General features: G+C 48.9%; 24 protein-coding genes. 11 read left to right on the top strand and 13 right to left on the bottom strand.

Annotated elements, in window-relative coordinates; genetic code table 11:
- Positions 1 to 29: 29 nt before the first annotated feature.
- The 4 genes from GS601_RS07720 to GS601_RS07705 all read left to right on the top strand — a co-directional run bounded on the left by GS601_RS07720 (position 30) and on the right by GS601_RS07705 (position 3,950).
- Positions 30 to 1,250 (top strand): ABC transporter substrate-binding protein, encoded by a 1,221-nt coding sequence (locus tag GS601_RS07720; RefSeq protein ID WP_238393142.1) that lies wholly within the window; start codon positions 30 to 32, stop codon positions 1,248 to 1,250.
- A gap of 32 nt (positions 1,251 to 1,282) precedes the next feature.
- Positions 1,283 to 2,188, top strand: a complete 906-nt coding sequence (locus GS601_RS07715; RefSeq protein WP_162422691.1) for a carbohydrate ABC transporter permease — start codon at positions 1,283 to 1,285, stop codon at positions 2,186 to 2,188.
- Positions 2,189 to 2,239: 51 nt separating this feature from the next.
- Positions 2,240 to 3,070: a carbohydrate ABC transporter permease gene (locus GS601_RS07710; RefSeq protein WP_162422690.1), complete on the top strand. Its 831-nt coding sequence runs from the start codon at positions 2,240 to 2,242 to the stop codon at positions 3,068 to 3,070.
- A gap of 70 nt (positions 3,071 to 3,140) precedes the next feature.
- Positions 3,141 to 3,950: a YebC/PmpR family DNA-binding transcriptional regulator gene (locus GS601_RS07705; RefSeq protein WP_162422689.1), complete on the top strand. Its 810-nt coding sequence runs from the start codon at positions 3,141 to 3,143 to the stop codon at positions 3,948 to 3,950.
- Positions 3,951 to 4,162: 212 nt separating this feature from the next.
- On the opposite strand, the gene GS601_RS07700 is transcribed toward GS601_RS07705, so the two are convergent.
- The 8 genes from GS601_RS07700 to GS601_RS07665 all read right to left on the bottom strand — a co-directional run bounded on the left by GS601_RS07700 (position 4,163) and on the right by GS601_RS07665 (position 13,911).
- The gene (locus GS601_RS07700; RefSeq protein WP_162422688.1) at positions 4,163 to 5,113 is read right to left on the bottom strand and encodes a GDP-L-fucose synthase family protein; all 951 of its coding nucleotides are present in this window, start codon (positions 5,111 to 5,113) and stop codon (positions 4,163 to 4,165) included.
- Between the two features lie 183 nt (positions 5,114 to 5,296).
- Positions 5,297 to 6,376, bottom strand: coding sequence for a GDP-mannose 4,6-dehydratase (gmd, locus tag GS601_RS07695; RefSeq protein ID WP_162422687.1), 1,080 nt, complete (start codon positions 6,374 to 6,376; stop codon positions 5,297 to 5,299).
- A gap of 512 nt (positions 6,377 to 6,888) precedes the next feature.
- Positions 6,889 to 7,593, bottom strand: a complete 705-nt coding sequence (locus GS601_RS07690; protein ID WP_162422686.1) for an undecaprenyl-phosphate galactose phosphotransferase family protein — start codon at positions 7,591 to 7,593, stop codon at positions 6,889 to 6,891.
- A 160-nt stretch (positions 7,594 to 7,753) separates the two neighbouring features.
- The gene (locus GS601_RS07685) at positions 7,754 to 8,899 is read right to left on the bottom strand and encodes a glycosyltransferase (RefSeq protein ID WP_338016989.1); all 1,146 of its coding nucleotides are present in this window, start codon (positions 8,897 to 8,899) and stop codon (positions 7,754 to 7,756) included.
- Between the two features lie 98 nt (positions 8,900 to 8,997).
- The gene (locus GS601_RS07680) at positions 8,998 to 9,825 is read right to left on the bottom strand and encodes a metal ABC transporter permease (RefSeq protein WP_162422685.1); all 828 of its coding nucleotides are present in this window, start codon (positions 9,823 to 9,825) and stop codon (positions 8,998 to 9,000) included.
- Between the two features lie 14 nt (positions 9,826 to 9,839).
- Positions 9,840 to 10,604, bottom strand: coding sequence for a metal ABC transporter ATP-binding protein (locus GS601_RS07675; RefSeq protein WP_162422807.1), 765 nt, complete (start codon positions 10,602 to 10,604; stop codon positions 9,840 to 9,842).
- Positions 10,605 to 10,682: 78 nt separating this feature from the next.
- A complete protein-coding gene (locus tag GS601_RS07670) occupies positions 10,683 to 11,687 on the bottom strand; it encodes a metal ABC transporter substrate-binding protein (protein WP_162422806.1) in 1,005 nt (334 codons plus the stop codon).
- A gap of 445 nt (positions 11,688 to 12,132) precedes the next feature.
- Positions 12,133 to 13,911, bottom strand: coding sequence for an Rqc2 family fibronectin-binding protein (locus GS601_RS07665; RefSeq protein WP_162422684.1), 1,779 nt, complete (start codon positions 13,909 to 13,911; stop codon positions 12,133 to 12,135).
- A gap of 110 nt (positions 13,912 to 14,021) precedes the next feature.
- On the opposite strand from GS601_RS07665, the gene remA reads away from it, so the two are divergent.
- Complete coding sequence (gene remA, locus GS601_RS07660) at positions 14,022 to 14,288, top strand: extracellular matrix/biofilm regulator RemA (protein WP_162422683.1); 267 nt, start codon at positions 14,022 to 14,024, stop codon at positions 14,286 to 14,288.
- 111 nt (positions 14,289 to 14,399) lie between these two features.
- Positions 14,400 to 14,969, top strand: coding sequence for a guanylate kinase (gene gmk / locus GS601_RS07655; RefSeq protein ID WP_162422682.1), 570 nt, complete (start codon positions 14,400 to 14,402; stop codon positions 14,967 to 14,969).
- A gap of 262 nt (positions 14,970 to 15,231) precedes the next feature.
- Here the strand turns inward: gmk and GS601_RS07650 are convergent, their stop codons facing one another.
- Positions 15,232 to 15,756 (bottom strand): photosystem I reaction center subunit XI, encoded by a 525-nt coding sequence (locus GS601_RS07650; protein WP_162422681.1) that lies wholly within the window; start codon positions 15,754 to 15,756, stop codon positions 15,232 to 15,234.
- Positions 15,757 to 16,141: 385 nt separating this feature from the next.
- Between GS601_RS07650 and GS601_RS07645 the strand changes: the two genes are divergently transcribed.
- The 5 genes from GS601_RS07645 to GS601_RS07625 all read left to right on the top strand — a co-directional run bounded on the left by GS601_RS07645 (position 16,142) and on the right by GS601_RS07625 (position 22,796).
- A complete protein-coding gene (locus tag GS601_RS07645) occupies positions 16,142 to 16,441 on the top strand; it encodes a hypothetical protein (protein ID WP_162422680.1) in 300 nt (99 codons plus the stop codon).
- A gap of 118 nt (positions 16,442 to 16,559) precedes the next feature.
- Entirely contained in the window at positions 16,560 to 18,158 is a 1,599-nt protein-coding gene (locus GS601_RS07640) for a M16 family metallopeptidase (protein ID WP_162422679.1), read from the top strand.
- A 217-nt stretch (positions 18,159 to 18,375) separates the two neighbouring features.
- Positions 18,376 to 19,851, top strand: coding sequence for a M16 family metallopeptidase (locus tag GS601_RS07635; protein WP_162422678.1), 1,476 nt, complete (start codon positions 18,376 to 18,378; stop codon positions 19,849 to 19,851).
- Between the two features lie 416 nt (positions 19,852 to 20,267).
- Complete coding sequence (locus GS601_RS07630) at positions 20,268 to 21,788, top strand: Ig-like domain-containing domain (protein WP_162422677.1); 1,521 nt, start codon at positions 20,268 to 20,270, stop codon at positions 21,786 to 21,788.
- Between the two features lie 693 nt (positions 21,789 to 22,481).
- Positions 22,482 to 22,796 (top strand): DUF6679 family protein, encoded by a 315-nt coding sequence (locus tag GS601_RS07625; protein ID WP_162422676.1) that lies wholly within the window; start codon positions 22,482 to 22,484, stop codon positions 22,794 to 22,796.
- Between the two features lie 134 nt (positions 22,797 to 22,930).
- Here GS601_RS07625 and GS601_RS07620 read toward each other — a convergent pair whose 3' ends face one another.
- From GS601_RS07620 to GS601_RS07605, 4 genes are all read right to left on the bottom strand, one after another.
- A complete protein-coding gene (locus tag GS601_RS07620; RefSeq protein WP_338016988.1) occupies positions 22,931 to 23,890 on the bottom strand; it encodes an aldo/keto reductase in 960 nt (319 codons plus the stop codon).
- 103 nt (positions 23,891 to 23,993) lie between these two features.
- Complete coding sequence (locus tag GS601_RS07615) at positions 23,994 to 24,548, bottom strand: cofactor assembly of complex C subunit B (RefSeq protein ID WP_162422675.1); 555 nt, start codon at positions 24,546 to 24,548, stop codon at positions 23,994 to 23,996.
- 93 nt (positions 24,549 to 24,641) lie between these two features.
- On the bottom strand, positions 24,642 to 25,019 hold the full coding sequence (locus GS601_RS07610) for a PadR family transcriptional regulator (protein ID WP_162422674.1): 378 nt from the start codon (positions 25,017 to 25,019) through the stop codon (positions 24,642 to 24,644).
- 1,074 nt (positions 25,020 to 26,093) lie between these two features.
- Complete coding sequence (locus GS601_RS07605; protein WP_162422673.1) at positions 26,094 to 26,744, bottom strand: response regulator; 651 nt, start codon at positions 26,742 to 26,744, stop codon at positions 26,094 to 26,096.
- Between the last annotated feature and the right edge of the window lie 69 nt (positions 26,745 to 26,813).

Raw genomic sequence — 26,813 nt, 5'->3', positions numbered from 1 at the left:
ATTGGGTTTCAAGGTGGACTTGTTTCGGTTTGTTTTTACTTCTCTTTTCGTGTCAGTTAAAGTCTAGAAATGCAAATGCACCCATTGAAATTACACTGAGCGGATGGCAAAGCAATCCCAACGAGTCAAAACTTTTAGCAAGCGTGATCAATGACTTTGAGATCAAACATCCCAACATCAAAGTCAAGCGGGAAGTGATCAATAGCCAATATATGGACGTGATCAAAACTCGGCTGATCGGCGATGTGGCTCCGGATGTGTTTTACCTAGAGGCATTTGAGGCTCCGATGCTAATGAAGAGTGGTGTTTTAGAACCCCTCAATGCGTACATCACGCCCAGCTACGATCTTGCCGACTTTGAACCTTCGCTCTTAACTGCCTTTCAGCAAAACGGCAAACTCTACGGCGTTCCCAAAGATTTTTCGACGCTGGCGCTTTTCTACAACACCACTGCGTTTCAAAACGCCAAGCTCGCTCAACCGCCTAAAACGTGGGCTGAACTGACGCAGCATGCCAAGCAGTTAACGGTTGACACCAATCGAGACGGTAAGCCCGATCGCTATGGCATGGGCATTGCCCCCGAACTGCCCCGTCAGCTATTTATGATCCAAGCCTTTGGCGGCAGGCTGACGGATCACAACAACTATGCGAGTTTTGCCACCCCCAACGCCGTGAAAGGCTTGCAGCTTTTGGTGGATCAATATCGCCGCGATCGCACCGTTGCCCAGCCATCGGATGTTGGCGCAAACTCGAACAGTGAAGCCTTTGGGCAGGGCAAAATTGCCATGGCGATCGAGGGCGCATGGGCGATTCCTTACCTCAAAGAAACGTTTCCCGATCTAAAATTTGCGATCGCAGAGGTTCCCACTCTCAACGGTAAAAAAGGCACAATGGCATTTACCGTGGCCTACGTGATGAATCGCCAATCGAAACACAAAGATGCAGCGTGGAAACTGATCGAATTTTTGACTAGCAAAGACGGGATGAAGTCTTGGGCAACCGAAGGATTAGCGTTGCCATCGCGGCAGTCAGTCGCGGCAGCACTGAAGTACGATCGCGATCCTCTCTATGCGCCACTGGCGACGGGGGCAACCTACGCTACTATCTGGCAATCTGGTGAAACGCTGCCCACCGTGATGACCAGCTTTGACAATCAGTTTATCAGCGCCCTGTTGGGGCAACAGCCTTTGAAGGATGCTATGAAAAAGGCTCAAGACACCGCGAATCGAGAAATTTATTGGTCAAATTAATCGTGTCAACTCAATAGTGCCAACCAAAACAAATGACGCTAAAAAGTGAGTTCCTCAAACGACGCAACATTCAAGAAGCGCTTTCTGGATACCTGTTCATGACCCCGACGCTGATTGTTTTGGGTATCTTTCTGGTGTTGCCAGTGCTGTATGCGATCGTGCTTGCCTTCCACAGTGTGAATCTGCTAGGTGAGGTCAGCTACCGTTTCACAGGGCTAAAAAATTTCATGAGAATTCAAGGCGATGAGCGAGTTGCGATCGCGCTAAAAAACACGATGCAATATGTCGCGATCGTCGTTCCGATTCAGACCCTTTTAGCCTTAGGATTAGCCCTTGCCCTAAATGCCAAAATCAAAGGCAGAAGCCTGTTTCGGGTTGCTTTCTTTTTACCCACTGTCACATCGTCTGCTGTGTTAACGCTAATTTTTATGTGGATTTATAACTCCAATGGGCTACTGAATAACGTTCTTAGCTTCTTTAGCTTACCAACTTACAATTGGCTAGGTGATCCAGAAGTTGCTCTTAGGGGCATCATGATTATGAACATTTGGGCGACTGCACCGCTATTCATGGTGATTTATTTGGCAGCATTGCAAGATGTGCCAGAAAGCTTGTATGAAGCAGCTTCGATTGACGGTGCAACCGGATGGGGAAAATTTTGGTGTATCACATTGCCATTTCTTCGCCCAGTAACGTTTTTTATCGTAGTTATGGGCATCATCGGAACGTTTCAATTGTTTGATCAATCTTATATTTTTTCCAATGGTTCGGGTGGCCCAAACAATGCAACTCTTACGATTGTGCTTCTCATTTATCAATATGCTTTCAAAAATCTGGATATGGGATACGCCTTAGCATTAACTCTGGTGCTTGCTCTTGTGATTATGACAGTCACTATTATCCAGCGCCAGTTCTTTGGAGAAGAACGCTTGGATTAGTGTTTGAATTAACATCTGGGTCAACATTTAACTGATATTGGGCTTAACATTATGAAAAAACCATTTCACGGATCGATTAAAGTTCTCTATATTGGACTAATTCTCTACGGCATTATCACGTTTATTCCATTTATTTGGGCACTATCTGCATCGTTTAAATCCCTTGCAGAAATCTCCTCTGGCGGCTCTAATTTTATTCCCAACTCATTTACGTTTGATAATTACAAACAAATTTTCTTGCAAGAGCCGCGATTTGGGCGTTGGTTATTCAACAGTGCGATCGTAGCGCTAATCGTCACGTTTTTCAACCTGCTGTTCAACTCGATGGCAGGCTACGCCCTGGCTAGAGTCAGGTTTCCTGGAAACCAATTTTTGTTTTTTCTAATTTTGGCGGTTCTTGTTGTTCCGGCTCAAATCACATTATTGCCTAAGTTTTTAATCCTCAAATCTTTAGGATGGCTCAATTCTTATCAAGGACTGATTGTACCAACGGTTGTGAATGCAACCTTTATTTTTATGATGCGGCAGTTTTTTCTTAACTTTCCAAAAGAGCTAGAAGAAGCGGCGGCGTTGGATGGTTTAAATCGGTTTGAAACCTTTTTTCAAGTGGTGCTTCCCCTGGCAAAACCTGCCCTAGCCGCGCAAACTATTTTTATTTTTATGGGATCTTGGAACGAGTTTTTACTGCCTCTGGTCGTGATGTCTGATCCAGATATGTTTACCCTGCCAATTGGCTTAAATGCTTTTAAAGGTCAGTATATTACCTACTGGAACTACATCATGGCAGCATCCATGGTGTTTACTCTGCCAGCGCTGGCAATTTACGCCTTTTTTAACCGCTACTTTATTCAGGGCGTCACGTTTACCGGCGGGAAAAGTTAATCGCTCCAACGCTGCCAATTTTGGATATCCTATATATCGAACATCGTGATCATTTCGCTCGGCGTCAGGTATGGCAGGACACAGCAAGTGGGCAAATATTAAGCGTCAGAAAGCCAGAGTTGATGCAGTTAAGGGAAAAGTATTTACCAAAATTTCGCGGGAGATCATCGTTGCGGCTCGCTGTGGTGTTCCTGATCCGACCGCCAATTTTCAGTTGAGAACTGCGATCGCTAAGGCAAAAGCCGTCGGCATCCCCAACGACAATATCGACCGCGCGATCGCCAAGGGCGCAGGCAGTTTTGGATCGAACGACGGTCTCGAATCCATTCGCTACGAAGGCTACGGAGCGGGCGGGGTGGCGGTTTTAGTCGAAGCGCTTACCGACAACCGCAACCGAACGGCAGCCATCCTACGAGAAGCCTTCAGCAAAAATGGCGGAAACCTGGGGGAAACAGGGTGCGTAAGTTGGATGTTTGAACAAAAAGGCGTAGCAGAACTCTCGTTTTTCTCCCAAGATAGCCGCCGCGGACGCCAGCGACCCACCCCAACCGCAGCGATCGATGAAGAAGCCCTGCTCGAAGCCTGCCTCGAAGGGGGAGCCGACACCTATGAAGTCAGCACCACCGAAGACGGGTACATTGTAGAAGTGTTTACGGGCGTTGAAACCCTGGAAGCCTTGAGCCAAACCCTTCAAGACAGAGGCTACACTGTCACTCAAGTAGAATTGCGATGGCAGCCTCAAACCACGGTTGAAATTACTGATGCTGAGCAGGCGCGATCGCTGCTCAAACTCATGGACGCTCTAGATGATCTCGACGACGTGCAAACTGCCACCGCCAACTTTGATCTTGCAGAAATGCTGATCGCAGCCTTCGTCTAAGCCAATCTGCGCGCAAAATCAAGATCAAAGAAAATCCCCGGAAAGACAATAGATGCCCCCATCCATTGCCTACCGGGAAATCTGTGCTCTATTCGCCCTATAGGATAATGTCTATAGCCTCACCGGCGCTTCATCCAAGGGGGTCACCCAGTCGGGCGAAGTTGCAGCCCCATGGCTGGTTCTGCCCTGAGTCGCGTTATGCCTAGGAAAGACTATTGAGCATTTTGGCGATACCATGCGATCGTACGGTTTAGCCCTTCTTCAAACCCAACTTGAGCCATAAATCCAAACGCCTCTTTTGCCCGATGCGTATCTAGACAGCGCCGTGGTTGCCCGTTGGGTTGGTCGGTTTGCCAAACAATCTCGCCCTCAAATTCCATCACCTTGCAAATCAGGGTGATCAAATCACGAATCGAGATTTCATACCCCGTTCCCAAGTTGACAGGTTCCGCATCGCTATAGCGCTGAGCCGCCATCACAATTCCCCGCGCCGCATCTTGCGAATAGAGAAATTCACGAGTTGGGCTGCCATCTCCCCACACCAAAAGTTGAGTGTCTCCCCGTTGCTGAGCTTCATAAACTTTGCGGATCAGTGCCGGAATCACATGAGAACTACGCGGATCGAAGTTGTCTTCTGGTCCATACAGGTTCACGGGCAGCAGGTAAATGCCATCAAACCCATATTGCTGACGATAGGCCTGAAGCTGAACAAGCAGCGCTTTTTTGGCAATGCCATAGGGTGCATTGGTCTCCTCTGGGTAGCCATTCCACAGGTCGTCTTCCTTAAACGGAACCGGGGTAAACTTGGGGTAAGCACAAATGGTGCCCACACAGACAAACTTTTGAATTCCTGCCTGCATTGCCGAATGAATCAGTTGGGTTCCCATCATTAAATTGTCGTAAAACAATTCGGCGGGCTTTTCCCGGTTCAAACCGATGCCTCCTACATGGGCCGCTAGGTGAATGACCATATCCTGATGGGCTACGGCACGCTGGCAGTTTTCTAGCTGAGTAAGGTCGAGATCGTGCGATCGCGGAACCGTGATCTTCTCAGGGTCGGCCCCTGCTTGGCAAAGCTGGCTCACAACTTGGCGACCCAAGAATCCTGCTCCACCAGTCACAAGAATACGTTTGTTGCTGAAATCTAACGGTGTGGAGGTCATGGTTTGACGGTGCTCACTGCATGAAACGAACCAAAGTTAAGAATGGGGATTAAATCTCACCGCGATCGTTGCCCTCATCCTCAACCCCTCTCCCCCACGAAAGGGAGCAAAAATGTTGGTTTCTGCTCCCTAGGGAAGAGAGCTAGGGCACGAGAGAATGGGAATTAGATCACTCCACCATCCTTAGAAAGAGATGCCCGCAAGACTCTGACGCACGGTGGCATAGTCGGTGCTATGCTCGCCGTTGCTATTGGCTGAGGTTTTTAGCCCCAAGGCTCTGAGATCGGCATCCACCATCAGATGCACCAACTCTTCAAACGTAACTGATGGCTCCCAGCCCAGTTTTTGCTTGGCTTTCGCCGGATTGCCAATCAGCAGATCTACTTCTGTCGGTCGTAAATAGCGCTCATCAAACTCAACGTAGGCTTGCCAGTCAAGGTTGACCCGCCCAAACGCGATGGTGAGAAACTCTTGCACCGAGTGGGTTTCGCCTGTGGCGACTACATAATCATCTGCCCGGTCTTGCTGCAACATCAGCCACATGGCACGAACGTAGTCTTTGGCATAGCCCCAATCTCGTTTGGCATCGAGATTGCCCATGTACAGTTTCTTTTGACGCCCTGCCACAATCTGCGCGATCGCACGGGTGATTTTGCGGGTGACAAACGTTTCACCGCGCCGGGGAGATTCATGATTAAACAGAATGCCGTTGGCGGCAAACATATCATAAGATTCCCGGTAATTTACGGTTTGCCAGTGAGCGAACATTTTCGCGCAAGCGTAGGGACTGCGAGGATAAAACGGTGTGGCTTCCGTTTGGGGAACTTCCACCACTTTTCCATACATCTCAGAAGAGCCAGCCTGGTAATACCGGACTTCGTTGCCAGTACGCTGCTGGTAGTCGCGGGTGGCTTCGAGCAGCCGAAGAGCGCCCATGCCGACCGCATCTGCCGTATATTCTGGCGCATCGAAACTAACGCGAACGTGAGACTGAGCACCTAGGTTATAAAGTTCGCTGGGCTGCACTTCTTCTAAAATACGCCGCAGGGTCGTGCCATCGGTCAGGTCGCCGTAGTGAAGAAACAATTGTGCGCCTTCAATATGCGGGTCTTCGTAGATGTGATCGATCCGATCGGTGTTAAATGTGGAAGTCCTACGAATGATGCCATGAACTTCGTAGCCTTTTTCGAGCAGTAGCTCACTCAAATAGGAGCCATCTTGACCCGTGATCCCCGTTAACAGTGCGCGTTTACGCTGCGTCATACTTAAATGTTCCTCACCTGCAACTACATAGACAGGGCGCGATCGCTGTAAATTAAGCGACGATAACCCATAGTTTCGCTTTAATGTAACGCTAATCTAGCCCAAAAGTTCTCTCCCTAGTAATCCCACGGGCAGATGCCCAAGCAACATCAAGCTATTGTTAACTACGTAGGTCTTTTGTGAAACAATGGCGGTGCCTTTCACTAGCTCTACGAACCGACAAACTTGCTCAGTGCCACAAGTGGGCGGTCAAAGCAATTTGCTCAGCACAGAAATATTGCAGACCTGGTATACGCCTAATAGTTTCGGCTATCTCCGCGTTAATCCGGATGACTTGAAAAATTTGCAACCTAATATCACCTTTAAAGAAAAGGGGCATCTGAAATTGATACATTCAGATGCCCCTCTACCAGAGTTAAATTATGATTCGCTAGAATTTGCTGATTGAGGTGTGCGATGCACTTTTTTGGCTTGAACTAAAAGCCGATCAATCAGATTCCGCAAAGGAGACTTCAATACGCTCCATTATTTTTTGGAAAAACAACCACGCCGATCGTTTTAAAGATAATCCATAAGTCTAGCCAGAAAGTTCTGAAGGTAGCATAGTGCAAATCGATCCTGACGCGCTGAGGATAAGGAATATCGTTGCGCCCAGAGACTTGCCACAGCCCAGTAATGCCAGGGCGAATCGTTAAAATTGCGGCGATGTGAGGTCTGTATTTGGGCAGTTCTTCTACCACCAACGGGCGAGGACCAACAACGCTCATATCCCCCATCAGCACATTCCAAAACTGGGGAAATTCATCAAGGCTGGTGATCCTTAAAAAATGCCCGATCCAGGTAATGCGGGGATCATGTTTCAGTTTGAAGTTCGTTTCAAATTCTTGACGCAAATGAGGAGAAGTTTGCAACATCTCTAGCAACATTTCGTCTGCGTTGGCAACCATCGTCCTAAATTTGATGCATCTAAACCGCTTGTAGTTCTTCCCAACTCGTTCTTGAACGTAAAAAATGGAACCTGATGAACTCAGGACAATCAGCAATGCGATTAGCAAGTAAACCGGGGAAAACAGAATGAGTACTGTCAACGAAAATAGGATGTCAAACAACCGTTTTATGAGTTGACCATCTAGCGCTTCTAGAACAAATGGTCTCACACTGCGTCTGACAAATGCCCGAATTACCTTGCCAGAAATGAGTTGGCTTTCGGCAGTCATCTTACTCCTTACACTTCCACACCACACACACAGTTTTGATCATAAAGCCATAGACTGATTACAGACGAAATTTGCTCCCAATTTGATGAGTAATTTTGAGCAAGAAAACCAGAAGTTTCAAGAATCGTTAGAAAAATTCTCAGCAACTTTGTATTTCTAACTACGGTAGGTTGGATTGAAATTCCTTATGGGCAGAGTCTAAGAATGCAAGGTAGCGCTGTTTGAAGCCGGTGGGATGGAAAGTCTGAGCGTGCGATCGCGCCTCTTCCGGAGCAAACCTCTTTTGATGCTCCTCAAAATTCTCAACAGCTTTAATAATTGACTGTTCGGTTTGTTCTGAAAATAAAATTCCGGTTGCGGTTGCGCCAAATTGTCGCCTATCTTTGACGGTTTCAAGGGTGCCGCCTGCACCATAGGCAATCACAGGCGTGCCGCAAGCTTGGGCTTCGACCGGGGCAATGCCAAAATCCTCGTAAGCAGCATAAACAAAGGCTTTCGCTTGAGACAAGTAGCGATCGACCACCTCATCGGGCTGCCACCCCAAAACTTGAATATTGGATTTGGCAATGCGTTGAATGTGCTGAAGTTCAGCGCCACTTCCAATCACAACGAGGGGGCGACCTAACTGGTTAAAGGCTTGCACAATTAACGAGATTTTTTTATAGCTCACCAAGCGAGAGACGGTCACATAAAAATCTTGTTTTTCGGCTTGAAACGGGAAGCGATCGACAGCAACCGGAGGATAAATTACCGCTGCACGACGCCGATAACATCGCCAAATCCGGCGGGCTGTATTTTTAGAATTGGCAATAAAGTAATCGACTCGATGGGCAGAAAGGGCATCCCACTGACGCAACTGATGCAGCACATATCGCGTCAATATCCCTGGAATGCCTTGCCCGACACGGCTGCTACGGAGGTAATCAAACGTCATATCCCAGGCATAGCGCATCGGGGCGTGACAATAACAGACATGCATTTGATTCGGCGAGGTTAAGACGCCTTTAGCGACAGCATGAGAGGACGAGAGAATAATGTCGTACTGGCGCAAGTCGAGTTGCTCGATCGCCAGGGGCATGAGCGGCAAATATTTCTGCACTCCGTTGCGGGCGAGAGGAAAATGCTGCAAGAACGTTGTGCCGATCGTGCGCCCATAGAGATAGCTTTTGGGATTGGTAGACTCAAAATCGATCAGCGCGTAAAGGTCTGCATCGATATGCTTGAGAATTTCCTGGACAACGAGTTCCGACCCTCCGGTAGCGTTCGGAGTCAGCCATTCATGGACAAGAGCGTACTTTAGTTTCACAAGTTCAGAAATGCTTTCACTAGTCAAAAAGATTCTACTTGGATATTTTGGTGATCTCCCCCTCCCCCCACTACTACTATCGCTGTAAGTCATAAAAATCAAACTTTTACCCAAGCTGCCGTTAGTTTTATCAGCCCAAAGACGATCAGAAAAAGACAGAATTGAACGAGAACAATGCTCGGACCTGATGGAAAATTGAGCGTTCCAGAAACAATCATGCCGACTAGACTGCTGATCGCCCCGATCGCAACTGATCCGATCAGATACGGCTTAAATTGATGGCTTAGTAGCTTTGCCGTTGAGGCTGGAATCACTAAAAAGGCGTTTACCAGCAAGATGCCGACCGCTTTGATAGCCACGGCAACGGTGAGCGAAAGCAACACTACAAATAAATAGCGGTGAAACTGCACCGCAACGCCCTGCACCTTAGCCACTGATTGATTTAGCGTCAGAAGAATCTGCTGGCGCAAGGTGGCTAAAAGAATTGAGACACTGGCAATCAGCAGGAGGAGCGTTAGCCCGATATCCGTGAGGTTGACTGCGAGAATGTCTCCAAATAAGACGCCCATCAAGTTACCTCGATAGCCCCGGATAAAACTTGTGAGAATCACCCCGATCGCCAATGCGCCCGACAGCACAATATTCAAAATACTGTCGCTCCATAGGTCGGTCTGATCGATGAGATAAAGAACGGCAATCCCAAAGATCAGCGTAAAGGGCAGCAACGTCCAAGTGGGGTCTACTTGCAGCAAAACGCCCATGGCAATGCCAACAAGGGCGGCATGTCCAACAGCATGACTAAAGAATGATAGCTGCCGCAGCGCCACAAAACTGCCTAAAAAGCCGCAGAGTACCCCCATGAGAACGCCCGCCGCGATCGCACGCTGCATAAACGGATAGCCCAAAAGGGTCAGAAAATCTTGCATCTTGCAGAGCAGGTTTAGTGCTGATGGTGATATCGGCTAAAGGTAGAACCGTAGGTTTGCAAAAGGTTTTGGGGAGACAATGCCGTTTCAGGCTGACCCGAACAAATCAGCGATCGATTCAAACACAATACTTGATCGCAGTGGCGACCCACCATGTCTAGATCGTGGGATACCTGAAGCAATGTCCAACTTTCCTCGCGGCGCAGTTCGTCTAGCAACGAGTAAAAATCGGCTTCTCCTTGCACATCAACTTCCGCAAACGCCTCATCTAAAATCAGCAGCTTTCGAGGCACAACGAGACAGTAGGCAAGCAATACGCGCTTGAGTTCGCCGCCGCTCAGCGTTCCGATCGCTTGATGGCGCAAATGGGTTGCATTCACTCGCTGAAGCGCTTGCGATAGTGCGGCATTCTGGCTCATTGCGCGATCGGTTTTGACCCACCCCAACCGCACTAGCTCGGCTACAGAAATCGGAAAGCTGCGATCGAAGATAAAATTTTGCGGCATATAGCCAATTTCATGGCGCAGCTTTCCCAACTTCTGGATCGGTCGCCCAAAAATTTGCACCGAGCCAGAGGTATGAGGAATCAGATCTAAAATGGCTTGAACCAAAGTGCTTTTGCCAGAGCCGTTGGGTCCTACGATCGCACTTGAGGTTCCGGGCAGGAGGTCAAAGGAGACGTTTTCGACGGCGGCATATTGCCCTCGATAAACGGTCAGCCCACTGACTTGAATCACAGGAAAGGAGGTATCAAATTTAGACGGCAGAATCGGGGTCATCAATGGGCTAATCACCAGGCTAATTCAACAGGCTAATTCAACAGGCTAATTCAACAGACTAATTCAACGCGCTAGAAATCACTTGAAGGCAGCTTCTAGGTTTTTGAGGTTAGCATTCATCGCTGTGAAATAGTACTGCGGATCGGTCTCTCCGGTTTCGAGAGAATCGAGAGGACGTAGGGTTAGGTTTAAATCTTTCGAGAGGCTGTCTAAAAGCTTGTTATCAACCCCCGGTTCGCTGAGCAAGGCTTTCGCGTCAAATTGCTTTACCGCATTGACCGTGTTGGTCACATCTTCTGGAGCAAGCTGATCTTCAGGAAGCTCGACCACCGCAACTTGGTTGAGATTGTAGCGTTGGGCAAGGTAGGGAAAAGCATCATGAAACGTAATGAACGTGCGATCGCGGTAGTTGTTCAACGTTTTTTCATAGGTCTGATTCAACGCATCAAGCTGTTGAATATAGGCAGCAGCATTGGCTTCGTAGGTTGCTTTATTAACGGGGTCAGCCGCAACTAAGCCATCTCGAATATTCTCAACTTGCTGTTTCGCTAGCACTGGATCAAGCCAGACATGAGGATTTCCAGCGTCATGACTGTGGCTGTGGTCATGATCACCCTCTTTTCTAGCCTGGACGACTTGAGACGTCTCCCCGATTGGTTTAATGCCTTGGCTGGCATCGATCACCTTCAAGTTGGGATTCTGGGCGCTTTTGATCGTACCGTCTAAAAACTCTTCGATCCCCAATCCGTTTTGTACGACCAAATCGGTTTGCGCCAAGGCTTTCACATCGTCAGGAGTAGACTGATATTCGTGAACTTCTGTGCCCGGTTTCACCAAAATATCCACCTGTGCCGCATCCCCCGCCACGGCTTTTGTAAAGAGATAGACGGGCAAAAATGTCGCGGTCACCCGCAGCTTATTGTTTTGCTGAGCCGGGCTTGCCGCTTGAGGTTGGGCGGTTCCGGTCGCTTGAGGAGGCGTCGTGGGCGAATTGCAGCCTGCAACGGTTCCGGTCACCAAAATGGCGGCAACAAGCTGATACAACCGATCCTTCCGAGCTTGACGGAGCCAATTGCGGCTCATACTTCGTTTCATAAGGCGAACCAAAAAATGAGAATGGTTCCAATTCTATAATGAGAATGAGTTCTATTCTACTGAATTTAGCTACCTTGCCTGAGAACCTGCAACGCTAGCCGCCGCGCGAACGGCTTAAGCGTCTGAGTCGATTTACGGCTGTCGGACGGGAAACATTGTGCGATTGAATACAGACTTTCCCTAAATTTATTGATAAAAATAAAAAAGCCACCTGGAATCGAGGCGGCTTTAGAATCAACCTATTGTCGTTTTACATTGGTTCTACATTTGGAGGAAACCGGGCTGCTTGTTCCCACACTCGCAGAGGTTCCGCTTAATAATTAATCCCTTTTGACTACATATTGTAACAGCGCGCACAAATCATTTGTCACGAAAGTTTACTTTCTCTGACATATATCTTTCTGATAGAAAAACCAAGTTCCAAAAAGCCTGACTAATCTTTCTGACTAATTTCTCTGTTCACAGCACTGTTTAGATCCGCATCAGAACAGCTAGAAAAGTCTCCGGGGTTTCCCCAAATAATTCGTTCTTGTTTGTAAATTACCGTTCCTGGCTTCGCACCTTTAGGTTTGTACACATGCTTGGGTTGGGTGTAGGTGACAGGAACTTGCTCACTTTGGCGAGCGCGACTGTGATAGGCAGCCGCATTGGCAGCAAACTGGAGATCTTTTTTGTCTGCGATCGCGCCCGGTTCTAGTCTCAGCAACACATGGCTCCCTGGAATTTCTTGCGTGTGAAACCACAGATCATAGTCGTTGGCAGTGCGAAAGGTGAGGCGATCGTTTTGGCGATTGTTGCGTCCGATGAGGAGTTCAAACCCGCTCGGTGAGGTAAATTTGCGGGGCTGGCTCGCCTCGTCATCTTTCCGCAAGGGCTTTTGATACTCCGAATCTTCGAGATATTTTTGTTGAATCAGTTCTTCACGGATTTCTTCGAGGGCATCCAAATCTTCAGGGGCTTGGTAGTCGTCAAATTGGGAGAGCGCAGCTTCTACCTGTTCGAGGTAATCGATTTCGCTTTGCACGTCCGAGAGCAACGGCTCGATCGCAGCGCGGGTGCGCCTGAGCTTTTGGTGCTTTTTATACAGAGATTGAGCGTTAAGAACGGCGTTTTTTTCAGGATTGAGAGGAATAGTGACGGGTGCGCCTGTTTCAAAATCGGCAAGCGCGATCGCGTTCATTCCCGGTTCCCATGCATGCAGATTCGCCATCAACAGATCAGCTTGATCTTTAGAGCGATCGGCTTGATCAGAGTGATCCAACCGAGATCGAAAGGTGTCTGCTTTCTGGTAAAGCTTGGCTAAGATCGTTTTGAGTTTCTGAGCAATCTGGTGGCGCAACTGCGTAAACTCTTGCTCGTTAAGCCGGTCTCGGTAGTAGGCGTGAACCATGTCCTGCACGCTGTTTGCAGGTTTTGTGAGGCTCCACCCTACAACGGTGTACCCAAAATCCGTCCATCCCGGCTGAAACTGACCGCGCTCAAGGGTTTTTAACCACGTTTGCCAACCCTCGAATAGCCGTTGCCAGTCGGCATCTAAGAGATCATCGGTCGATCGGGTCGGTTCAAGCCCTGCCGCTTGCACCATCGACAGCACCAGCGCCGAACTCAAGCCTCGGTAGTTTTTAATTAAATTGCGGCGAATTTCGCCAGGCACCAGGCTAATTCTTTCTCGCCAGCGTGCTTGAGATTCGTCTAGCGTTGGTGCTGGCTCGGTTAATGAAGGCGGCAGCGTGTAGATCTGCCCGGTTTGAATGGGGCGAACGCTGGACTGATGAGCACTGACTTGGTGAGCCGCCGTCACAATCTGATGATCTTTGTTCACCAAAATCGCGTTGCTATATTTACCCATCACTTCGACATAGAGATGCCATAGCACTGCATCCCCCGGACGACGGGCAAATTGCAAATCTAATGCCCGTTCCCACGGGGCAACAGGCGCGATCGCGACCAGTGCTAAATTGCCAACCTGATGTCTCACCTGCTGGCTAAACGTGAACGTATCCGGATCGCGCGGTGGCGGATCACCGATATGCAGCCGCGCGGCTTGAGGATGCCATGAAATCGTTAGCCAGCCTCGCTTTTGAATCGTGCGGAGCGCCAAGCAAAGGGTGAAGCGATCGCGTTGATACACCTGCTCTAGGCGCGATGGCAGCCACTCCGCTTGAAGTTCCCAACGGAGCGCGCTCAAAGTGGTGAAATCAACTGGCTGCAAAGCGATTGCTCCCTGTTCTTAAATTTCTGATGGTCGGTGTCTAGCCTAATTTTTTGGATAGGATAAAACCAAACGCCTCTGTCAATCCTGCTGGCTCAAGCAGGGAACGTATGACCGACATCAAGCTAATCAACATTGGGTTCGGAAATATTGTCTCTGCAAGCCGAGTCATTGCGATCGTCAGTCCCGAATCAGCCCCGATCAAGCGTATCATCACCGAGGCGCGAACAGGGGAAAAGCTCATTGATGCTACCTACGGACGCCGCACCCGCGCTGTGATTATTATGGATTCTGGTCACATCGTATTATCGGCTATCCAACCAGAGACGGTTGCCCATCGCTTCCTTTTTACTAAAGATGGAAGTGGAGACGAGTAATGCAAATTCTTCATCTCTCCCCCTCATTCTTCGCCCTTTATTCCTCCTTCTACAGGCTATACTCACATAATTAGCATCGGGAACACTAGCGCCAACCTATCGAATAGACACATGAGCAAGGGCAGACTGATTGTTTTGACAGGTCCCAGTGGAGTGGGGAAGGGAACCTTGCTAAGTTCTCTGCTTCAACGCCACCCAGAGCTTTCTCTTTCGACTTCGATGACCACTCGCAAACCCCGTCTTGGCGAGGTAAATGGTAAAAATTATTTCTTTGTTAGTCGCCCAGAATTTGAGCGGAAGGTGGCGCAAGGTGAGCTTTTAGAATGGGCAGAGTTTGCCGACAACTTTTATGGAACGCCTCGAAAACCTGTCGAAACCATGATCCAAGCCGGACGGTGGGTGATTTTGGAGATTGAGCTAGAAGGGGCGCGGCAGATTCGTAAGTCATTTCCGGGAGCACTCAAAATCTTTATCTCGCCGCCCTCCATGGATGAGCTAGAAAGCCGGATTCGGGGACGAGGGCAAGACTCTGAAGATGCGATCGCGCGTCGTCTCCGTCGGGCACAAGCAGAAGTGGGTGCAGCAAAAGAATTTGATGTTCAGATCGTCAACGATGACTTTGAGAAGGCGCTCAGCCAAATCGAAAAAGCCCTGTTTGAAACGGTTCCTGCTATGTGTTAGCAAACTCATGTGTTAGCTGAACGTGTACGCTAACCAATGGGTGCTACTCAGCTTAGTTGAAGTAATAGAACCAAACCGTCAATCTCAATACGATCGCTTAGTGCATCCATTTAGAAATCCCCAAAGTTGCCTTTACTCCAACTCTGCACGCACATGAAGATGATCTAAAACCTAGGGTCTGGTATGCCTCCTCCTAAGAAAAGGCTAGGAGGAGGGCAACTGCCCAACGCGCAGTGAGTTGAAGCGCTCAAGAAAAGGCGTTCTACAGACCTGAGAAGAGGCTCTTCAATAGGGCGATGTTGTTTAGCACAAAGTAAGCAATGGTCGCACCACCAATGCCACCAATGAGAAATCCTGAGCCGTAGTCATTCCAACCATCACCATCCCTAAACGCAGCAGGAGGATTGGGAGTTGTAATGGTCGCAGTGGGTTGCGGTGGATTGCTGTAGGCGTAGGCAGAAATCGTGATAGTCGAAATGATGATTAGACCAATCGTGGAAAGCAAGCCTGCGAGGTTAGCGTAACTGGTATCCCGCAACGGTCCTAACTTTGCAAACGGCCCGATTAGCCAATAACCATGCGCCATGCCAACTTCAAGCCCTCGACGGCTAGCAGATAATCCGGCACGGTAGGCAGGCAGTGCATTGATATAAGCTTTCACCAGGGGCGAGGAATTTATGGGTGTCGCGAGATTGCCGTTGGCAACATCATACGCAGGAAATACAACTTCGTTGTTCCGAGGATCGTCAGGGCGTTGGGTTGATTCTGGATGCTTGAGAATTTGCATAGGAGGAACTTTGCCTTTTTATAACGGACTGGAGCGATTCTAGAAAGTCTTCTCTTGGCGCAGCATCATTCTCCAGACACAAGCTCTAGATATAAGGTTTTTTCTAGACGCAATCTTTTTCTTTTGTAAATTTCTCTTCTCAGGGCGTCAGGAAGAACGTCATACTGGCTACAGTCTGTGCTTTATTGTTGATGCTATTAGGCAGCTTATATCAAAGTTTTATAAACATTTAAGATTTCTCACATTTGCGGATCGGCTTTAGAAATAGCTCGTATCTTGTAAAAAGACAAATTTAGGTCAACCGACCGATTTTTAGGTCAACTGATTCAGGTCAACATAGGTCAACTAATTCAGATCAACGTTATTGTTTCAGCTAGGACTGCTTATGCTATACAGCCTTACCTCTAGCTACGTGCGATCGCTGCTCTTAACCCTTATTGTTAGCTTTTTAGCTCCTGTGTTATTAGTCGGTGGCGCACTTGCCTTGCTGCTTGGGTTGGGCGTTTGCCCATTGTGGAGCGGCACCAGCCAAACTCTTTCAACCTTGGTGCTCTCGTTTCTCGCTACGTTTGGAAACGGCAATGCTTGGGAAGGAATCGTAGTAATTGGTGGAACGTGTGCCTTAGTCGGCGCACTGTTTGACACCTATACGTTTTACCGACACTACACTTTACGAAAACCCTAAATATCCCTAATTTGTCGTTAATATAACGTTACACTGTATCGACTAGTTTGCGGTGGAAACAACACGATCTGTTCAAAAGTCTCTATTCTAGAAAACGTGCCAATTTTAGGTTGCGGCTATGGATGAGTTTTCTAGAAAGGTGTCTCGATATGTGCGATCGTTCGGAGCTACGCCGCGCAAGTCATATCTCTATCGTGCAATTTATCGGGCAGTTGCAAGCGCCCTCATTTTAGTTCTGAGTTGGAGTGGTATATCTGCCCCTGCATTAGCTCAACGGCAACCCTCAACACCTGGGACATCAATTCAGCCGTACCTCGATCGTGTTATCCAAGAGGTGACAGAGTTTAAGCTCAGCAACGGCATGAAGTTTATCGTCTTAGAACGGCACAAAGCCCCAGTAGTCTCATTTTTAACCTATGCAGATGTCGGTGGCGCAGATGAGCCAGAGGGGCAAACCGGCGTGGCACATTATCTCGAACATCTTGCCTTCAAAGGAACAACGCGCATCGGAACCGAAAATTATGAAGCTGAGAAACCCTTGCTCAATCAATTAGATCGGCTGTCTGAGCAAATCAAATCGAGCCGCAACCCCGCAGAGGTCAGTAAACTTCAGGCAGAGTTTGATCGGGTTGAAGCAGAGGCACTGAAGCTAGGCAAGCAAAACGAGTTGGGTCGAATTGTTGAGCAAGCAGGCGGCGTTGGACTCAATGCCAACACATCAACCGATGCCACCCGTTATTTTTATAGCTTTCCGTCTAACAAGCTAGAACTGTGGATGTCGCTAGAGTCAGAGCGATTTTTAGATCCGGTGTTTCGGGAGTTTTATAAAGAGAAAGCGGTGATTTTAGAAGAACGCCGCCTCAGAACCGAAAATTCTCCGATCGGGAAGATGATTGAAGCGTTTGTGGGAGAGGCGTTTGAGGTTCATCCTTATCGGCGTCCGGTGATTGGCTCTACAGAAGACATTCGCGGGCTGACTCGCCAGGATGTGCAGAAATTCTTTGAGACCTACTATGCGCCAAGTCAGCTAACCATGGCGATCGTGGGCGACGTTGACCCGAAAGAAGCAGAGCGCCTTGCCCAGATCTATTTTGGACGGTTTAAGGAAAAACCTGCACCGCCTGAGGTGACGGTGGTTGAACCCGCGCAAACGAAAACAAAAGAGGTGAATCTGACGCTGGACTCGCAGCCATGGTATCTCGAAGGGTATCATCGCCCAGCGCTGAGCCATCCGGACAATGTGGTGTATGAAGCGATCGCAAGTATCCTCAGCGACGGACGAACGTCTCGGCTGTATCGATCGCTGGTAGAAGAGAAAAAACTTGCCCTCGCTGCTCAGGGAATTAACGGATTTCCAGGCAACAAGTTTCCAAATCTGATGCTGTTTTATGCGCTAACCTCTCCAGGACGATCGCTAGACGATTTGGCGCAGGCATTGAGAACAGAAATCGAGCGGCTGAAAACAGAGCCAGTTTCAGCGAAAGACCTTGACCGCATCAAAACCCAGGCGCGGGCAGGATTGTTGCGATCGCTCAATTCCAATGAGGGCATGGCCCAATTGCTGCTTGACTATGACGTGAAAACGGGGGATTGGCGAAATTTGTTCAAGCAACTCGATGCGATCGCGGCGATTACGCCAGGAGACATTCAACGGGTCGCTAAGGCAACGTTTACGCCAGAAAATCGAACCATCGGGCGGATTGTGCCGAAAGCCTAAGGCAGTGAGATTGCCTAAAGTTCCTGCGCTCGACATTGCCTGCACCGCCCTTACCTGAGCCCTGCCCCGCAAGCGCAAGACTTGGATCGGCTCCCCGTCGTTTGCGCAACTGGAGTTGCTGAAGTCTTTGAGCCGCAACGCGAGAGAGCAACGTTCGATTTACACCTAGCCGACAAATCATCGACAATTTATCGACAAATCATCGATAGTGGATTCCATGAAACCCAAATCATTCTTTCTAGTCCCCGTTTTCCTAACGTCCCTACTGATCTTTCTGACCCTGGGACAACCTTCCCGCGCCGAAACCGCCAAACATTATACCGAATTAAAATTTCCGCCGCCGCCCGAAGTCACCGTGCCCGACTACAGCCAATTTCAGTTAAAAAACGGCATGACCGTTTACCTCATGGAAGACCACGAACTTCCCCTCGTCAGTGGAACTGCCCTGATTCGCACGGGCGATCGTTTTGAACCGGCAAACAAAACAGGCTTAGCCTTGCTGACGGGGGCAGTGATGCGATCGGGCGGGACAAAAACTCACACCCCCGAACAACTCAACGAAATCTTGGAGCAGAGCGCTGCCTCGGTGGAAACCGGAATTTCTACGACGTCGGGGAGTGCCGGGTTCAATGCCCTCAGCGAAGATTTGCCCCAAGTCTTTGACCTGTTTGCAGAAGTGCTGCAACAGCCTGCCTTTGCAGACGATAAGCTAGCGATCGAGAAAGTGCAGGTGCAAGGCGGAATTTCTAGACGCAACGATGACCCCAACGGAATTGCTAGCCGGGAGTTTGAAAAACTACTTTACGGCAACGCTAGCCCCTACGCTAGAACGATCGAATATGCAACGCTAGACAATATTTCTCGCACCGACTTAGCCGCGTTCTATCAACAATATTTTTATCCCAAAAACATCCTGTTAGGAATTGTGGGAGACTTTGATAGCAAACAGATGCGATCGCAGATCGAAGCAAAATTTGCGACATGGAATCCTTCTGGTCAGCCGACGCTGCCTTCGCTGCCCAAGGTCTCGCAAGCTCAGTCAGGCGGCATTTATTTTGTAGAACAGCCGCAGCTTAATCAAAGTTACATTCAAATGGGGCATTTGGGCGGGCAGTTAAACAGCCCCGACTATGCCGCACTCTCGGTCATGGAAGATGTGCTGAGCGGCTTTGGCAGACGCCTGTTTAACGAAGTGCGATCGCGCCAAGGACTCGCTTACTCGGTCTATGCCAGTTGGGCGGCATCCTACGACTATCCGGGAGTTTTCTTGGCATCAGGAGAAACGCGATCGGATGCCACCGTTCCGTTTATCACCGCAGTGTTGAAAGAAATTGAGCAAATTCGCACTCAGCCAATTTCTGAAGCTGAATTAGGGTTTGCGAAAGATACATCGCTCAATTCGTTCATTTTCAACTTCCGAGACCCGTCGCAAACGCTCTCGCGGCTACTGCGCTATGAATACTTTGGCTACCCAAAAGACTTTATTTTCAGCTACCAAAAAGCAGTTGAAAACGTCACGATCGCGGATGTGCAACGAGCGGCACAAAAGCACCTCCAGCCAGACAAAATTGTAACGCTGGTCGTGGGCAGCCAGAAGGCAATTCAACCACCTCTGTCGAGTTTGGGTCAGCCAGTGACCGCGTTGGATATTACAATTCCAGAACCCAAAAAACGGGTAGGACAGACGCCGTAGACCCGTAGGTGAAATGGCGTTGCTCGATCAAAATACCAAACCGTCACCAAACCGTATAAAGTTATACCAAATTAATCTGTAAATGCCAGAGACGTGCGACCTCCCCCAATTCCTCCTTAGTCAGGAGGGGAGCCGGAAAGTCCTTCCTGAGCAAGGGGGGATGCCGTAGGCAGGGGGGTCGAAGATCTGTCGCAGTGAAAAATCAATTTGGTATTAGATTACGGCAATCCTAACAGCCCTTAATCTGGGGACTTTAACAATTGGGTTTCCCAAAAAATTGAGAGCTAGGGGCGAATTCATTCCTTTGTTTGATCAGCCCGCATGATGAAGTCTACAATCTTCACGAAAGCTGAACGGGGGTTCGCCGTTGCCAGCTTGCCGAAACCTGTATACTGTAAAACTTCCTCGTATCGCACATGATGCAAACTCCGTCGGCTCCGCGTAAGCAGTTTTTTCAACCGCTCGATCGGGCTGCCCTTGGGTTGACCGCCGTTTTAGCGGTTTTGATTGGCATTTTGTTGATTAATGGCGATCGCAGCGCCCCCCAAATCCGCGAGTTCACCTGGCAAGACAAGCAAATTGGCGCAGGCGATAAGGCATTTGTGCTGACGTTTAGCCGCCCCATGGATCATGCCAGCGTCGAGCAAAATCTCCGCATTAACCCATCTTTACCGGGGAAGGTGAGTTGGGCAGGGCGGCGGCTGGCATATACGCTGAATCAGCCTGCCCCGTACGGCACAAATTATCAGGTTTCGCTGCAAGATGCCCGCGATCGCTTCACGCCAGAAGGCGCAAATCGTGCCACGCTGCAATCGTTTGTGGGCAATTTTAGGACTCGCGATCGGGCGTTTGCCTACATTGGCGTAGAAGGAGACGAGGCAGAACGCTTGATTCTCTACAACATGACCCGCGAGGAGAAGAAAGTGCTGACGCCGCCATCGCTAATGGTGATGGACTTCAAGCCTTACCCAAACAGCGATCGCATCTTATTCTCAGCAGTGGAAAAAACGAGCCAATCCCAGAGCTTGATCGAACAAAAGCTTTATACCGTAACTACAGGGCTGCAAGTCGATGCGCCGCAACCCCTTGGCGACGAGCAAGGCTTGCAGTTGTTCAGCGCCGAGGCTCCGGCAACTCCATCGGGGCAAGTGACCGAGATTTTAGACAATCGGAACTATCAAAACCTCAAGTTTGATTTGTCGGCTAACGGTGACGTGATCGTGGTTCAGCGCATCAATCGCGCCGATCCAAACGATTCTGGTCCATGGGTGATTCGGGGCAGTGGCAAAGCCGAATCGCTAGACAACAAACAGCCTGGAGGCGACTTTCTCATTACCCCAGACAGCACCTCACTCGCGATCGCGCAAGGGCAAGGGCTGGCAATTTTGCCGCTGCAACCCCAAGCTGACCCCCTCGACTTTCTGCCAAAATTTGGCAATGTGCTGAGTTTTGCCAACGATGGAACCGCTGCCGCAATGGTGAAATTTAACACCGATTACACTCGCTCTCTGTTTCTGGTCACCAATCAAGGCGACCCCAAAGAAATCTTTAAAACTACAGGCTCGATCCAAGCGGCTCAATTTGATTCAACCCAGCAAATTCTTTACTGCCTGCTGACCAATCTTATTCCTGGAAAAACCTACCAAGAGCAACCTTACCTAGCCGCGATCGATCTCAAAGGCGCGATCAAAGGAGGCAAACCAGAGCAAACCCTGCATCCTCTCGTGCTGCTACCCAATCAGCGAGATATTCAGATGACCGTTGCTCCCGATGGCTCATCCTTGCTTTTCGACCAAACTCAGCCCACCGAAGGAGCGTCAGGCAGCGCGATCGCAACTAGCCGACTGTGGTTGCTGCCTCTTTCTAGTGACTTCAACGCCAAGCTTCAGCCTGAAACCCTACCGTTTTCGGGCTTTTATCCGCGTTGGCTACCCTAAGAAAGGCAGCGCGATCGTAGATCAAATGCTCCCCTCTCAGCCATGCATAACGATCATGTCCTTTCTTTACTTTTGGGTTGCTCTACTCCCTCGTCCTTATCTATCAAAAGTGCCTGCAAAAAGTTCCACTAGGGAGCTTAACAATTGCTAAAATAATGGTACGATCCGGTACTTAAGAACGGTTCGATTTCTAAACCGTTCACCTGTTGTTTGTGTATGGGAACGCTAAGCACAATGGCAAGATTCATCGATGCTCCGCTCGTCTCTACTCTTCACCGATGCCAGTTCGCCAATGCGCTTTACGCTCTAGAATAAAACCCAAATGCCTAGTTGCTCTCTAGCCTGCCTGCTTTGGCATTTGGTTATTCACGTCCCATCTGTTTATCTTGACTAATGAGTTTGACAGCAACGCCCAGCCTCACCCCGCTTAGATACCAGTTTTTAGCCGCTTGTCCCTTCAAGGGGGTCAGCCCTTCCGCCTCGGAGCTAGATCTGGGTCTGCGCCATGAGTAAGCCGCCTGTTCCTAATGTGCTGTTTTTTCGACTAAGACTTCGGCTAAGACATTGTGAACCGGATTTATCCGATGAGGAGAGCGCTCCTAGCGTTTCTGCTTGTTTGGTGGGGCAGTGAGCCTCATCATTGCCCTGCTCATTACCCTTTGTATAGAGAATTTTGATTAGGAGAAGCAATTTATGCTACACCGCAAGATCTATCAACTCTGTTGCGATGGTCGAGAAGTCTGGATTTTCTTGCGGGATCAACAACGCTGGATCGAACGCGCCAGAATTTTAGACATCGAAGGTGATCTTGTGACTTTGCGTTATGAGATGGAAGAAGAGGACGAAAATTCATCGTGGGAAGAAATGATTCGCCTAGAAAGCATTGGGGCGGTAATGCAAAAGCTATCCTCTGTTCCCAAGGGAAATTCGGAGCCGTTGGTTTCAGATGATTGCCCAGAGGCTGAGCAAATTCCAAATCCGCCATTTACCGAGAAGAAAGAAGATTAGAACAGAAAAAGAGAGGGGCTTGCGCTCCTCTTTTTTGTTTCTTTGTTTCACCGTTGCTTGCTGAGGTTTGCCCCTTGCTGAATTCTGAATGGGCAAGATTTGGCGCGCTTGGCAGCCAGAGTTGAGGGTATGGGTTAGCGATACGATCGCGTTAATAGGTCGATTTGCGTCCATTCCTCATCGGTCATCGCCCAGCCGATCGCCCCTGCATTTTGTCGGGCTTGCTCTGCATTTTTGGCACCGGGGAGGGGAATCACATTGCCTTGAGCCATCAACCAATTGAGGGCAACTTGGGCAGGAGTGCGATCGTAGGTATCTCCGATTTGCTGCAATTTCTGAATAATCGGGGATAGCCGCGCTAGCCCATGCCGACTAAATTTTGGATCGAATTTCCGAGCACCCGTTACAGTATCTGCATTGTCAGGCGTATATTTTCCGGTCAGCAGCCCTTGGGCAAGCGGGCTATACGCCAAAATGGTGACTTCTAACTCTCGCGCTGTGTCTAAAATTCCGTTGGTTTCAATTTCGCGATTGATTAGGGCATAGCGCACCTGATTTACTGCTAGCGAAACGCCTTGGGCTGCAAGATAGCCATGAGCTTCACGCATTTGCTGAGCAGAATAATTGCTAACGCCGATCGCACCGATGCGACCCCGCTTTACTTCAGCCGCTAGCGCTTCCATCAGCGTTTTTTTGCCCATGAAAAAATCGAACGGCATATGAACTTGGTAGAGGGCGATGTGCTCGACCTGCAAGCGGTTGAGGCTATCTGTGATGGCATCATGAACCGATTGCGCTGAGAACCGCCACGGCAACGGCATATATTTACTGGCAATGGAAACGGGTTGCTCAGTCTGTTTCATAAACTGACCCAAAAACCGCTCTGAGTTGCCCAAGCCATAGATTTCTGCGGTGTCGAAAAAATTGACGCCGGATGCGATCGCAGCATCAAACGCTTCTTTAAGTTGGGGTTCGCTGTACTCTTTGCCATAACCCCAAAACAACGAATCGCCCCATGCCCACGTCCCAATTGCCAGAGGGGGAACGGTCACATCAGTTGTGCCGAGTGTCAGAGTTGGTGTTGCAGTTTCCACAGTGCTTCCTTTGTAACGCTTTCTTTACAGTGTAGCCACCGTAGCGCGATCGCGCTTCAAGAACGCACTATCTCAAGGCGGAAACTCTTTTGCACCAGCCTGCCTAACTAGAGACCGTCGAGCCGAGAGTACGCTGCAACTCCGCTAACTCATCTCGGTGGGCTGTAACTGTAATCAAGGTCTTTGCCATGGTTTGAGAGCCACTTTCATCGGTCGTCCCACCCGAAACAGTCTCCACCTTCAGCGACACCTGCTCTACTCGATCAGCCCCACGCCAATAAAAAACTCCTGCCAACGGAGACAGGAGCAACAAACCAAGCCAGAATAGGGAGCCGCTTGGCAACACCATTGAGAGGACGAGCATTAGACACAGCATCCCAACGGCGGCAAGCAGTGACAGAAAAACCGCTAAAAACAAGCTGGGGCGTACTTTGCCCTCAAAGGTAACTTGGTTAGCAACCGCATCGATCGCAGCCACTCGATAAGCCCGTTTCCCAAAGTACTGTCGCAACTGGTTGGAGAGAGACTCTTCTGGCTGCTCAGAGATTAGCCTAACCTGCTGAATCCTATCTTTAGTCGAGGCGCGGATAAAGAAGAACAGCCCGACCATCAATAGGGCGGTTAGGACTAGCGTAGACAGAATCACGGAGTCAGTCATGGTGTAGCTCAGCCACGAAAATCTTGCTTACACCTTTAGTGTAGACAACAAAAGGATTCATCAATGGAGTCATTGTTGAGCCATAGCGTGGGTCTACTTTTCCGAAGCTGCTGTTTGAGCAACTGGAGAATCCTTTTGCCCAGCATAGTCGTGCCAGAGATGAGCCAAGTCTTGAGCCTGCTGCATGGCTTCTGAACGGATCTGGTACATCCGCCGCGGACGCCCCCTCCCTTCAACTTTTTTCCAGTAGCCAGTCACCATCTCTTCATCTTCCAAAAACTTGAGTGCGCTGTATAGCACGGTGTCAGAAAGACGATAGAGCGGGTATTCAGTTTCTAGAAGTTGAATGAGTTCCGTTCCGTACGAATCGCCCCGCAAGAGTACAGCGAGAACGTAGCATACCGCTAGCTCCTTGTTTAGGTAAAAAGGAGGCGGATCTTTGAAAAATTGATAGATATCCTCAAATTTCATCTGTCTGGTTCCAGGCATGTGAGAAACGACTTGCTTGCAGAAATGATGCAACAAAAGCGATGTACATCATCAGGGTAACAATCCTGCCTGTAGGGTTGCCGTCATACTAAAGGGTTAATTTACCCTTGAACGTGAAAAATTAGGCAACTCTCAAATCCCGCGCGTTGCACCACTATCTCAATCGAGTCACGATGCAATCTTCAAAAAAAGGGCGCGCTGGGGAATTCAGGATTTTGAAGACTAAGAGAGACGTAAGCAAAAATATGCGGAAATACCAACATTTCTTGATAACTACTCTTATGAACCGATGCAACGCTGTCTAAAGGTGAAGCAGCTTTGAAAAGCGAGTACTTAAGGAACAGGGCATCATTGATAACATTGGCAATACCGTGCTACAAGCTCCTTGCCGCTTCTTTAGAGACGACAGAGGCGCGTGAGAGCATCAACGTCGCTTAAGTAGCCACTCTGCTAAATTGCTTAACTAATATAAACGGTGCAATTCGATTCTAAACTTGAATCCTTAATTTGTGGATGTAAAAGTAAATTCTTTTGCTACTAAGCTAAAAAAATAAACAGATTTTATAGTATTTAGAAAGTTTTGTGAAAGTGACGATTTGTGATGGTGCTCCCTATTGACCTCTAATGAGAACTTCGAGGCGAAGCAGCTTGACGAAGCCAATTGCAAACTATAAGCTTCAAGAACTTCTTGGTTGTGCTGTATGCCTGGCTCTCGTGCCATCATGAAACTGCTTTTTAGATAAATCTACGCGCATTAACCTAACTCATGTCATTGATTGCAAACAAAATTTCTATCGCAATCTGAGCAGACCCCTGCAATTTTTGCGATCGCTTAATGACCAGAACAAAATCAAATTGTTTAGGCTAGTTTTTTCAGCAATTTGGCAGAATTTACTCGTTTAACCACCATGAATTAACGCGCAAACAACAGTTTTGGCGCTTTGTTAAACCGCATCCCTCCCAGCAATTTTACAAACCTTTGATCGCTTATTGATCACCCATAAACGAAGAGACGAAGAATATAAAATATTGTGTCCGAATCTTGAAGAAAATAATTTAAACCAATCCTGCACGTAAGGCAACCACAGCCGCTTGCACGCGATCGTCGACCGCCAATTTATTCATAATGCCGCGCACATGAGTTTTAACCGTGTTGGGACTAAGATAGAGCACCGCAGCAATTTCAGGATTACTCAAGCCTTCCACCATAAGTTTAAGGACTTCTAATTCGCGCCCTGATAGTTGCCCAATATTCATCTCCGTAGCAGGGGGTCTAAGATGTTCCAACACGCGGCGGGCAATTTGGGGATCAAGATAGGCAGCCCCTTCATAGGCAGCCGCGATCGCGCTAATCAATCGAGCCACATCCGATCCTTTAATACAGTAAGCATCGGCTCCGCTCGATAGCGCCGCGATGATTTCGGTTTCAGACGTGTGCGAGGTCAACATCACAACCCGAGTCTTGGGAAGAGCGGCTTTGATCTGCTGAGTGGCAGCGATGCCATCCATTCGCGGTAAGCCAATGTCCATCACAATCAGATCCGGCAGGTGTTTAAGAGCCGCTTCAACCCCCAAATACCCGTCGCTTGCCTGTGCCACGATGGTTAGCTGAGGATAGTCTTCCAGAGCCTGCTCTAACCCCAGTTGCATCATAGGATCATCTTCGACAATCAAAATCCGTAACGGCGAAAGCTCGATCGAATTCATGCCTTACCTTCTCTAGAGCGCAGTACTCCGATCTTAGCTTCTCGCCCCTCCTAACTCCTCAGCAAAGTA

The sequence above is a fragment of the Myxacorys almedinensis A genome, from assembly GCF_010091945.1.
Classification (GTDB): Bacteria; Cyanobacteriota; Cyanobacteriia; order Leptolyngbyales; family Leptolyngbyaceae; genus Myxacorys; species Myxacorys almedinensis.
The sequence above is the reverse complement of the archived record's forward strand: the minus strand, read 5'-3'. Positions and strand labels throughout refer to the sequence as shown.

Excerpts from the sequence above, each read along its gene's own strand:
- GS601_RS07715 (WP_162422691.1), top strand. The coding sequence starts at position 1,283 with ATGACGCTAAAAAGTGAGTTCCTCAAACGACGCAACATTCAAGAAGCG.
- GS601_RS07710 (WP_162422690.1), top strand. The coding sequence starts at position 2,240 with ATGAAAAAACCATTTCACGGATCGATTAAAGTTCTCTATATTGGACTA.
- GS601_RS07705 (WP_162422689.1), top strand. The coding sequence starts at position 3,141 with ATGGCAGGACACAGCAAGTGGGCAAATATTAAGCGTCAGAAAGCCAGA.
- GS601_RS07700 (WP_162422688.1), bottom strand. The coding sequence starts at position 5,113 with ATGACCTCCACACCGTTAGATTTCAGCAACAAACGTATTCTTGTGACT.
- gmd (WP_162422687.1), bottom strand. The coding sequence starts at position 6,376 with ATGACGCAGCGTAAACGCGCACTGTTAACGGGGATCACGGGTCAAGAT.
- GS601_RS07690 (WP_162422686.1), bottom strand. The coding sequence starts at position 7,593 with ATGACTGCCGAAAGCCAACTCATTTCTGGCAAGGTAATTCGGGCATTT.
- GS601_RS07680 (WP_162422685.1), bottom strand. The coding sequence starts at position 9,825 with ATGCAAGATTTTCTGACCCTTTTGGGCTATCCGTTTATGCAGCGTGCG.
- GS601_RS07675 (WP_162422807.1), bottom strand. The coding sequence starts at position 10,604 with ATGACCCCGATTCTGCCGTCTAAATTTGATACCTCCTTTCCTGTGATT.
- GS601_RS07670 (WP_162422806.1), bottom strand. The coding sequence starts at position 11,687 with ATGAGCCGCAATTGGCTCCGTCAAGCTCGGAAGGATCGGTTGTATCAG.
- remA (WP_162422683.1), top strand. The coding sequence starts at position 14,022 with ATGACCGACATCAAGCTAATCAACATTGGGTTCGGAAATATTGTCTCT.
- gmk (WP_162422682.1), top strand. The coding sequence starts at position 14,400 with ATGAGCAAGGGCAGACTGATTGTTTTGACAGGTCCCAGTGGAGTGGGG.
- GS601_RS07650 (WP_162422681.1), bottom strand. The coding sequence starts at position 15,756 with ATGCAAATTCTCAAGCATCCAGAATCAACCCAACGCCCTGACGATCCT.
- GS601_RS07645 (WP_162422680.1), top strand. The coding sequence starts at position 16,142 with ATGCTATACAGCCTTACCTCTAGCTACGTGCGATCGCTGCTCTTAACC.
- GS601_RS07640 (WP_162422679.1), top strand. The coding sequence starts at position 16,560 with ATGGATGAGTTTTCTAGAAAGGTGTCTCGATATGTGCGATCGTTCGGA.
- GS601_RS07635 (WP_162422678.1), top strand. The coding sequence starts at position 18,376 with ATGAAACCCAAATCATTCTTTCTAGTCCCCGTTTTCCTAACGTCCCTA.
- GS601_RS07630 (WP_162422677.1), top strand. The coding sequence starts at position 20,268 with ATGATGCAAACTCCGTCGGCTCCGCGTAAGCAGTTTTTTCAACCGCTC.
- GS601_RS07625 (WP_162422676.1), top strand. The coding sequence starts at position 22,482 with ATGCTACACCGCAAGATCTATCAACTCTGTTGCGATGGTCGAGAAGTC.
- GS601_RS07615 (WP_162422675.1), bottom strand. The coding sequence starts at position 24,548 with ATGACTGACTCCGTGATTCTGTCTACGCTAGTCCTAACCGCCCTATTG.
- GS601_RS07610 (WP_162422674.1), bottom strand. The coding sequence starts at position 25,019 with ATGAAATTTGAGGATATCTATCAATTTTTCAAAGATCCGCCTCCTTTT.
- GS601_RS07605 (WP_162422673.1), bottom strand. The coding sequence starts at position 26,744 with ATGAATTCGATCGAGCTTTCGCCGTTACGGATTTTGATTGTCGAAGAT.